The 8,322-nt window shown below is 51.1% G+C and carries 8 protein-coding genes; all 8 read right to left on the reverse strand.

Annotation, left to right across the window (positions count from 1 at the left end; translation table 11 throughout):
* Positions 1-796: tail needle knob protein (locus EQY_RS0121490; RefSeq protein WP_000785542.1), on the reverse strand; the 796-nt coding region annotated here is incomplete at its 3' end.
* Positions 796-2,214, reverse strand: coding sequence for a packaged DNA stabilization protein gp10 (locus tag EQY_RS0121495; RefSeq protein WP_001122390.1), 1,419 nt, complete (start codon positions 2,212-2,214; stop codon positions 796-798). The genes EQY_RS0121495 and EQY_RS0121490, both read right to left, overlap by 1 nt.
* Before the next feature lie 9 nt (positions 2,215-2,223).
* Positions 2,224-2,685, reverse strand: a complete 462-nt coding sequence (locus EQY_RS0121500) for a packaged DNA stabilization gp4 family protein (RefSeq protein WP_001140510.1) — start codon at positions 2,683-2,685, stop codon at positions 2,224-2,226.
* Entirely contained in the window at positions 2,666-2,854 is a 189-nt protein-coding gene (locus EQY_RS0121505) for a hypothetical protein (protein WP_001389518.1), read from the reverse strand. Before EQY_RS0121505 ends, EQY_RS0121500 begins: the two co-directional genes overlap by 20 nt.
* Before the next feature lie 41 nt (positions 2,855-2,895).
* On the reverse strand, positions 2,896-4,149 hold the full coding sequence (locus tag EQY_RS0121510) for a P22 phage major capsid protein family protein (RefSeq protein WP_000013271.1): 1,254 nt from the start codon (positions 4,147-4,149) through the stop codon (positions 2,896-2,898).
* Between the two features lie 18 nt (positions 4,150-4,167).
* Positions 4,168-5,061 carry a hypothetical protein gene (locus EQY_RS0121515; protein WP_000372583.1) on the reverse strand — a complete coding sequence of 298 codons (894 nt, stop codon included), beginning with the start codon at positions 5,059-5,061 and terminating at the stop codon, positions 4,168-4,170.
* 90 nt (positions 5,062-5,151) lie between these two features.
* Positions 5,152-7,350 (reverse strand): portal protein, encoded by a 2,199-nt coding sequence (locus tag EQY_RS0121520; protein ID WP_000818364.1) that lies wholly within the window; start codon positions 7,348-7,350, stop codon positions 5,152-5,154.
* 1 nt (position 7,351) lies between these two features.
* Positions 7,352-8,322 (reverse strand): PBSX family phage terminase large subunit (locus EQY_RS0121525; RefSeq protein ID WP_000300335.1); only part of this gene is annotated, 971 nt, incomplete at its 5' end.

Raw genomic sequence — 8,322 nt, forward strand, 5'->3', positions numbered from 1 at the left:
ACTGAATGGTTAACGTACTGCCATTTGTGGCAAGAAAGCCGTCTTTATCCACGCTGAAGAACGTAGCTAACAGGATGTTGTCGGTTGTTGTCGCCGCATTACGACTGCTGACCAGTGTGTCAGGAACAGAGCCGGAAAAGGTTAGCTGCATTGACCTGTTTGCGGTTCCGCTGGGCCACGTCCCGACGATCGACAGCTTGAAGAACAAGGTTTTGTTCTCGTTGAACACAACCATCTTGTTGTTAACGGTGTCGAAGAATGGTGCCAACGTGCCGGATGACGGCGTGAGCGTTTTCAGTAGGCTAACAAGGTTGGTCGGCGCTGTCGGGATGGTTACAGATACGCCAGAGTAAACAACCTCCGACTTCTTGCGAGTAGTGGCATACTCCAGAGCATCGATGCGCGTTTCATGGTCTGAAACCTGCGACTCCAGCGACTGAACTCTTGTGTCAAGCGACGAAATATCGCTTTCATTCTGAGCTATTCGTGTTTCATGGTCCTGAAGAGTTGATTCTGCCTGGCTGATTCGCTCCTCATGATTAACAAGCGTTGCTTCCGCAGCAGAAATTCGCTGCTCATGGTCAGCGAGAATCACATCCTGCTCATCGTTCCTGACCTGTGCATCATAAGCGCCCTGTCCGGCCTCGTTGGCTTTGTTAGCCACGTTACCAACATCAGTGCCCTGTGCGATAACGTAAAGCAGATACGACTGCGAGAAGATATTGCGTGGAAGGACTGATGTGTCTAGCCGTGTAGCCTGAATGATTACCGGCACATTGAGATTCGAATCCGCCATTACTCAATCCTTATCTGGCAGCCAGACAGAGTGACAGGTGACTTCGTGATAACGCGCAATTTGAAACCAATGTTTTTCCTGATGCGCCCTACTCGTTTCCACAAAACGCGTTTGTCGTAAACGAACGGTTCATTCTGCTCAATCATCTGTTCACGCCCGTAATTGATGCCGTCAGTGGTTGCAGAGAGAAAAAGGCGGTCAGCATACTGCGCAACGCCAGTTGACGATTCAACCTCAAGGTCGAACACTCTGGCGTTATCCGCTTTGAACAGTGGAGTAAACAGCAGGTGTTCCTGTTGCTTGTCGTACTGGCTGCTGATGTCGAATTGCAATTTCCCGGTCACGGACTCCAGCTTATCGCCGCACGTTATCTGATTGCCTTCGTAAATGAAGTCGATAGCGCGGTACACATCGTCATACAGGCCTGTTTTCAACACACACCATTGCGGACCATTGGCGCTTGAAGATGCGTCGTAAACAAGAACATGGCGCGGCAGGTGAATAATCAGCAACTCATGAGCATCAAACCGCAGCGATTCCATCACACCATCAGCCAGTTCATCAGCAGTGTAGGAGCGGAGGATTTTCTCAATGCTCGCGCTGGCAATTGGTGACACCTGACCGGAGCCGATGATATACACAGACGGCGCACCCGTTGCCGGATTGCTGATGAACGCATAGGAATCAGCAAACGGCGTTTTGCAGTAAGTCCCGGCGATGCCTTTTTGCACCATCAGTGATGGCTGTGCGACATACAAAGCAGCACCAACGGTGGTTGCGCCAGTCAGGGAGAAATATTCAATAGTCGATGAACCAAAGCAGACGATGAAGTCTCGCCATGTCCCGATACCGATGATGCCGTCCGGCTGAGACTCGGCACGATATTGTGCGCTGTATCGGTCAGGATGTGATTCGTCTTCAAGGTCAGTGATAAACCATGAATCAGTACCGTCTTTTGACCACGCATAACGCCCACGTAAGCGAGTAATGTCACGAACCGAACCTAACTCATACTGCGTGAATCCGCTGTCTGTAGGCCAGTTTGATACGGTTTTAACCGTGCCATCATAGCGATACTCGACCAGTTGACCATTAACGCCTACCGCCTGTGATGTCCGACCATGCGCCATTGATACGCGACCACTTCCGGCAACGTCACCGACCTCGCTTTCGCCCTTATACAACTTGCCACCACACACGCGATACACAGCATTCTGCGCCATGTTGTACTCGACGCCGCGCGATACACCGTTCACATCAGAGCGTTTGGCAATGCCCGGGAATGAGCGAAGATATCCGCTGCTGTTGAGTATTTCTTTGGGTGTAGCCAGCATATTCACTGGCAGATAGTCGATATAGTCGGCGTTTCGAAAGTCTTTGCCGACACCTTTCATAAGCGGAAGTTGCTGAATCGGCATTTATTCACCTCACGTACTCGGATCATCTTTCTCGATGTAAAACCGATTCCACGTAAACGCGCTTTTGTTACCACTGCCGCGAGGCATGTCATTTCGCCGCTCAAGTGGTGGTATTTTGGTTAAAGCGATACAGATTGTTTGATATGCACTGTCAGCAGCGGTAAGGAGAGCGTCTGACGGCTGAATGACGTTATCCATGCACACTTGCACAGCGAGTTTCAAAGCGACGCCATCATTTGCCCATGCAGGGATACCTGAATCATCGTCCGGTAACGGCATGATGCCGTTTTCTGTATCAGCAAACTGATACCCAAGCTCGATACCTTTAGCCTGCCATGCTGCCATCATGTCTTCGAGGTCATTAATGGCATCTTCAATTGCCTGAGGGTCAGCATCTGTCAACGTGGCATTGGAATACAGCCCGGCTTTTCGTAAAGCCTTTAGAACGAGATCACCCTTCGTTTTCGCCATCTTCTTCCGCCTTAGCCACTTTTTGCTTCGTTGCGGTTTCTTCAGGAGTTTTTACCCAACCTTTTTTCAGGTGAGATTTAACTTCTTCGTCATCAACAATGATGTAATCGACAGCAAACTGACCACAGGTGATCATGTTGCCAGGCTTATAGAGCATTGTTCGTGCCATTGTCTTCTCCCAATAAAAATGGGGCCGAAGCCCCACCAAAATTACTGCCCGGCAATAACGATGCCCGTATATTCAGGAACCAGTACAGAGCAACCGTACAGAGTGGTGAAACGCGCAGTGGTTACGCCTTTGATATGGTCGAAGGCGTAAGACATGATCAGCGTAGCGCCCTGCTCGGTGGTTGCTGTCATTACCTGTGGACCCTGACCAGTCGGGAACGCCAGTTTGCCGTACATCAGTTCAACAGAACCATCAGCCCAGAACAGGTTAGCCGGTGCGGCATTTTTGTTGAGAATGGTAATTGCTGCACCATTTGCCGCGTTAGCATCAACGTTTGCATATGGACGGCTGGCGACATCTGCGTTGTCAGGCGGCAGAATTTTCGGGGAGATAGTTACTGTCGTTCCGCTTACTGCCAGAACGCGGAATACCTGCGGCTGCCCGGTGGTGTCTTTGGTGATCTGGTGTACAGAATTCACGCCAGCAATGGTGAACGCATCGCCAACCTGCAACCCAGATGCAGATACCGTAATAGTCCCCTGTCGGTTATCCACTGGCATATCGTTGGCATCTTTCGCTTCAACCTTGTGCGCAGGTTCAGCCGCCAGCGTCAGGGAAGTTGCTGTACCCTTCGGAACACGACCAGAAATATCCGTCTTGTAGCTATCGAAGGAAGCAATCGGAGGGATCTGCGCCTTTTCGTATGCTGTCAGGGTTGCGCCCTGAGCATAGGCACGGTGACCAAGCTCGCCAGCAAGGTCTTTGTAGTTGAAGGGGTTCCAGAAAGAGCGACGGTTGATACCCTGCGGTACACCAATCGCCGTCATGGTGGCATCAATACCTGCCGCACAGTTCCACAAATCACGGCCCTGTGAACCAGTGGTTGAGTCAGCCATTGTGATCACGTTAGTAGCACGCTGCGTGACCATGGAAATCAGGTCAGAGTCAATCTGTGCAGCAAGGCGCATACCTGCGGCGCGACCAGCTTCAGTTTTATGTTCCGGGTCACGCATTTCACGCGCATCCAGAGTGTACAGAATGTTTTTCGGCTCCTTGAACACAGAAGGAACAAGGCGCTGAACCAGTGCTGTTGGCGTTTTGCTGCTGAGGTCGAGGCCTTCCTCAATGTTCATGTGGTAATGCTGCGGACGATACAGAACATCACCTGCTCGCTGCATTGCTGTATCACCGGGACGGAATTTTTTAGCGTTACGGGAAACTACGCAGGCGGCCTCAAAGCCTTCAACGTAGTTTTCGAACATGATTTCAAGGTCTTTTGCTAATTGGTTAGCCATGCTTAATGCTCCGATAGGTTATTTTTTTGCCTTTTTAGCGGCGAAATACGGCGTCCAGTCACCAGTTTCCAGCGCCTTGGCTTTCAGTTTGTCGAGGTTATTGATTACTGCGCCGTTGCTCCCCTTAACTGTCGGGGTTGTGGCTGCCGTGGTTTTTGCTTTTGGCATGATTCTGGCCTTAGATTCGATACGTTCCAGCAGACGACCAATTGCTACGGGGTTGGTAGCTTCTGCCAGTTGCTTGCGCAGTTCAGCGTTGCGACCAAGCGCCAGAACAACGATTTCCGGCTTCTCTGACTCAAACAGGATCGCGTTTTGTGTCTCGATGGGGATTTCCTCGAGTACGGCCTGTTCTGCTTCCTGATAGCCAGGAACCTTGAGAGCCTTAACACGTTGCTGATATTTGGATAATCGCTCTTGATAGGCAGCCTGAAGCTCCTGCTCCTTCTGCTTGCGAGCAATCTCCTGTTGCTGGTACTTGCCGTGATCCTCTGCCCACTTAGCCATGCGTTGCTGATAGATTTCTTCATCGAAACCGATGTCCTCATCATCCAGTTTTGGCATTCGCGGTGGTTGAGTGATTACCTGCTGCTGCTCGACGGGTTTCTGAGACTGACGCATCAGCTCTTTCAGCTCACGGTCTTTCTCTTTAATCGTCTTGCGCAGGTGTTTTACCAGTCCATGCTCTGCGCTATCTTCGCTGGTTGGCGAATCCAGCTTTTCGTCACCAAAGTAGAATTCCTGTTCTGATTCGTCGTCATCAGTTTCAGTAGCTTCCTCTGCATCATTGCCGGAGGACTCACTGCCATCTTCTGTTTCGACTTCTTCAGCCAGTTCGACATCATCAGGAATCTGCTCTGACGCGTCGGTTTCTATTTCAACTTCTGGTGTGTTTTCTGCCATCTGGTCCATTTGTTACCCCTGTTTACTCGATGTTCAGCCCATCGGAAGGCAATAGGGTGCCAGGCCTCATAAAGACAGCCATTGCACGTTATGGGTTAATTACTGCTGTGGTTGTTGCTGAGTTGATTTTTGCAGGATGCTGCTGATCTCCATGCGCTGCGCATGGCCCTGTGCCTGACTTTTCAGGACAAGCTCTGCATCAGCACGGGCATTGTCTCCTTGCTGTTGCTGGAACTGTCCGAGCAGTTTCAGAGCCTCGCGGATATCAGATTTCTGCTGGCTATCGGCAGATGCGAGGATTTTCACAACATTTGCCGCTGCAACCTGAGCATCAGTCTGTGCCTGGAATGCTTTAACCTGAATGGCTGCCTGTTCGTTCTGCGCTTTCTGCAATTCAGCCTGACCAGCAAGAAGCTGACCTTGCGCAGCAACCATAGCCGGATCTGGCTGACTGGCCTGTTGTTGTTTCGCCTGCTCAACCATTTGCTGCTCTTCTGGCGTTCTCGGCTTGATAACTCCAGACAGAAGCAACTGATTGCGGTTGTATTCTTTAAGGTCGTCCATCCCTTCGCCGTCCATATTGTCGAGAATCATCGACGATACAAGGTCGTGCTTCGGCGTTCCTGGTGGGATAAGTGCCAGCATGGAAAGTAACGACTTAACCGTTGCATCACGGCGAGTAGCGAACGACTGACCGACATCGACAGTCACTTCATAGTTGCCCTGCGAAAGGTCATTAAGCGCGATAACCTGCCCTGTCTGACGGTCAACCACTTCACCAGTCATCAGCGCCACGTCATCGCTGCCGTCCTCATTAACGATACGCATCGGCGTATCACTGCCATAGACCTCACGCGCCATAGAAAGCCACACAACGCCAGCGCGACGCATGGATTTAGCCATGTTGTCCATGTAGATATAGGACTGCGTATCCATCCGGTTAAAGATGCTATCAACGGTATCGGTGGCGACGTTGCTCGGCATGTTCTCAAGCTGCGACGCACCTGTAATTTGCTGAATAGCCGTTCCGGTGTACTGCAATAGCCCGGCAAGAGCTGGAGGCATTTGTGTCGGAGGCGTATAACTGCTGACCTGAGCCTGCGCAGTAATATCTCCGTTTTTGTTTTTCAGACTGACCATTGGCAGGAACGCCGGGCGATTTTTGTTGCGCTCCGCCCAATGAGTGGCAAGAGGACCAGGAATCATGTCAACATCAACTACAGGAATGCCATCACCGCCAGCCTGAGTAGCGTTATCTGCAATCATGGAAACCATCAGGTTCTCAAGACGCTGCGCATCCATCGCTTTTGCTGCGTGGCCTTCGATTCGCTCCTGATTATCAACAAATGAGCGACGCCCATATACCGGGATGAGAGGAATATGTTCGCCCGGAATACGCTTCGGTTCTTCCAGCCATTCAGCGCCAGACAGAAGACCGCAATAAACTCGGCGTTTCTTCACTGTCCGCTCACCGATCAGCTCGAATGCACCATCGGTTAGCTCGTCGACAATATCTTTGATTTGATCTTCATCATAGATTGCCGTTTCTCCGCTAACAAGGTTGCGCCACGCCGTGAGCTTCACCTTCTCTATGCGGACTTCGTAGTAACGTCCAACATAGATGGCATCTGGCGTTGACCAGTCATATTGAGTGCCAGTGTCACCACGAGAAAGGCTTGCCGCGATGGAATCAGGGTATTCAGCCTCGAACGCTTTGGGCGTCATGGAGAACATTTCCATAGCCCACATAGCATCAGAGCGGTCATATTGCTTGCTGTCCTGATCGAAGAAGACGCATGTCGCTGGGTCGTAAACAGGAAGAAGGCTGATGCGTCGCTGCTCGTTACTTGGGTCCATTTCATCTTCGTAATCGGCACACATGCGGAAACAACCGAATCCGCCCATTACAGCATCATCAAATGCGTTATCACACGCTTCGCCACCGGATGTTTCCTGATAGTCAGCGCGGAATTTGCCGTTCATTTTTTCGGCTAACGCTTCCGATGCCTTGTCATCCTTCGGCCTGAATTTAACGCTGATGCGATTCTGTCGATACTCGCCAATGATGCGATCACATTCACGGGCAATCTTATTCAGTTCAAAGCGCGGGTAATGCTCAAACCTGCCTTCATCAAATGAGTAACCAGCGTTTGTGCTGCCTTCCCACTGTGCGCCGGATACCCGGACGAAACGTTGAGCCTCAATAATCTGCTCACGCATATCCTGCGTTGCTGACCAGGCATTATCAAAGTTGCACAGCACCTTGCGATGCCAGTCAGTCATCTTTTTTTCTGCCATATCAACCTACACCACAAGGAATGGAGTAACTGGAATAGTCGGGTTGCGCAGCCGACTCCGGGCAATGCATACACATCATCAGCGCATCAGCCAGGTTAGGAGATGGAATACCGAGCTTCTGTTTCATTTCGACCTTAGTCATTAGCTCCAGCTTCCCGTTGTTATTGAATTTGCGCTGAATCTGCGTCAGTTCTGCAAACAGCTTCTCCAGCATCTTCTCGCCTATCGCTTCTTTGTCGAAACTCAGCATGTCGTCGGGGTCTGCATACTCACCGTGGACAACCGCCCGATATGTCAGATAAAGCCTGTCAGCCAGCGCGTAATAGAATTGCGCTCGATTATTGCGGAACACATCACCAATAGTGCGAACGTTGTCGCCCTGTACGACTTCATCGGCCCATGCTCCGGCCTGATACGGTGCATCTTCATCGAATGGCGATTCGCTGCCCTTGAACATCGTGGCGGTGATTTTCTTGCCGGAGAACGCTTCCGTTGTCTGTCTGCGTAGCCCGGCACCAACACCATCACCATCCCACAGGTAATGGTCAGCGCCGTCTTCAATCGCCAGCGAAGTAGCCCAGTCAGCACCCTCGTTGATGTCCATCAGCAGACCTTCGGCAATGCGCTTAACTACCGAACCGTGACGCGATGCGTAACCTTTAGCATCTGGCCCTGTATCTGACGGGTCATGCGCAGAAACAACCGCGCCTTTCGCTTTCCATCCGAGTTTCTTGTGCGCATCGGTTGCGGCTTCAAGCCATTCACGTTTGATGATTGCCATATCACTTGCGCTTACCGGCTCACCCAGCCAGATGTGACGATACAGTGTCGGATTTCTGCGTTTACACTCTTCCATCTCCAGACGGAGAACTTCAGGAAAGTGCGGGTTGTCGGTGTAGTTCACCGTCAGCAGGCAAATATCATCGGGAGGATTTACAACGAATGTAAGCGCTCCGTCTGTAACGTCTTGTG

It is taken from the genome of Escherichia sp. TW14182 (assembly GCF_000208525.1).
Lineage (GTDB): Bacteria > Pseudomonadota > Gammaproteobacteria > Enterobacterales > Enterobacteriaceae > Escherichia > Escherichia ruysiae.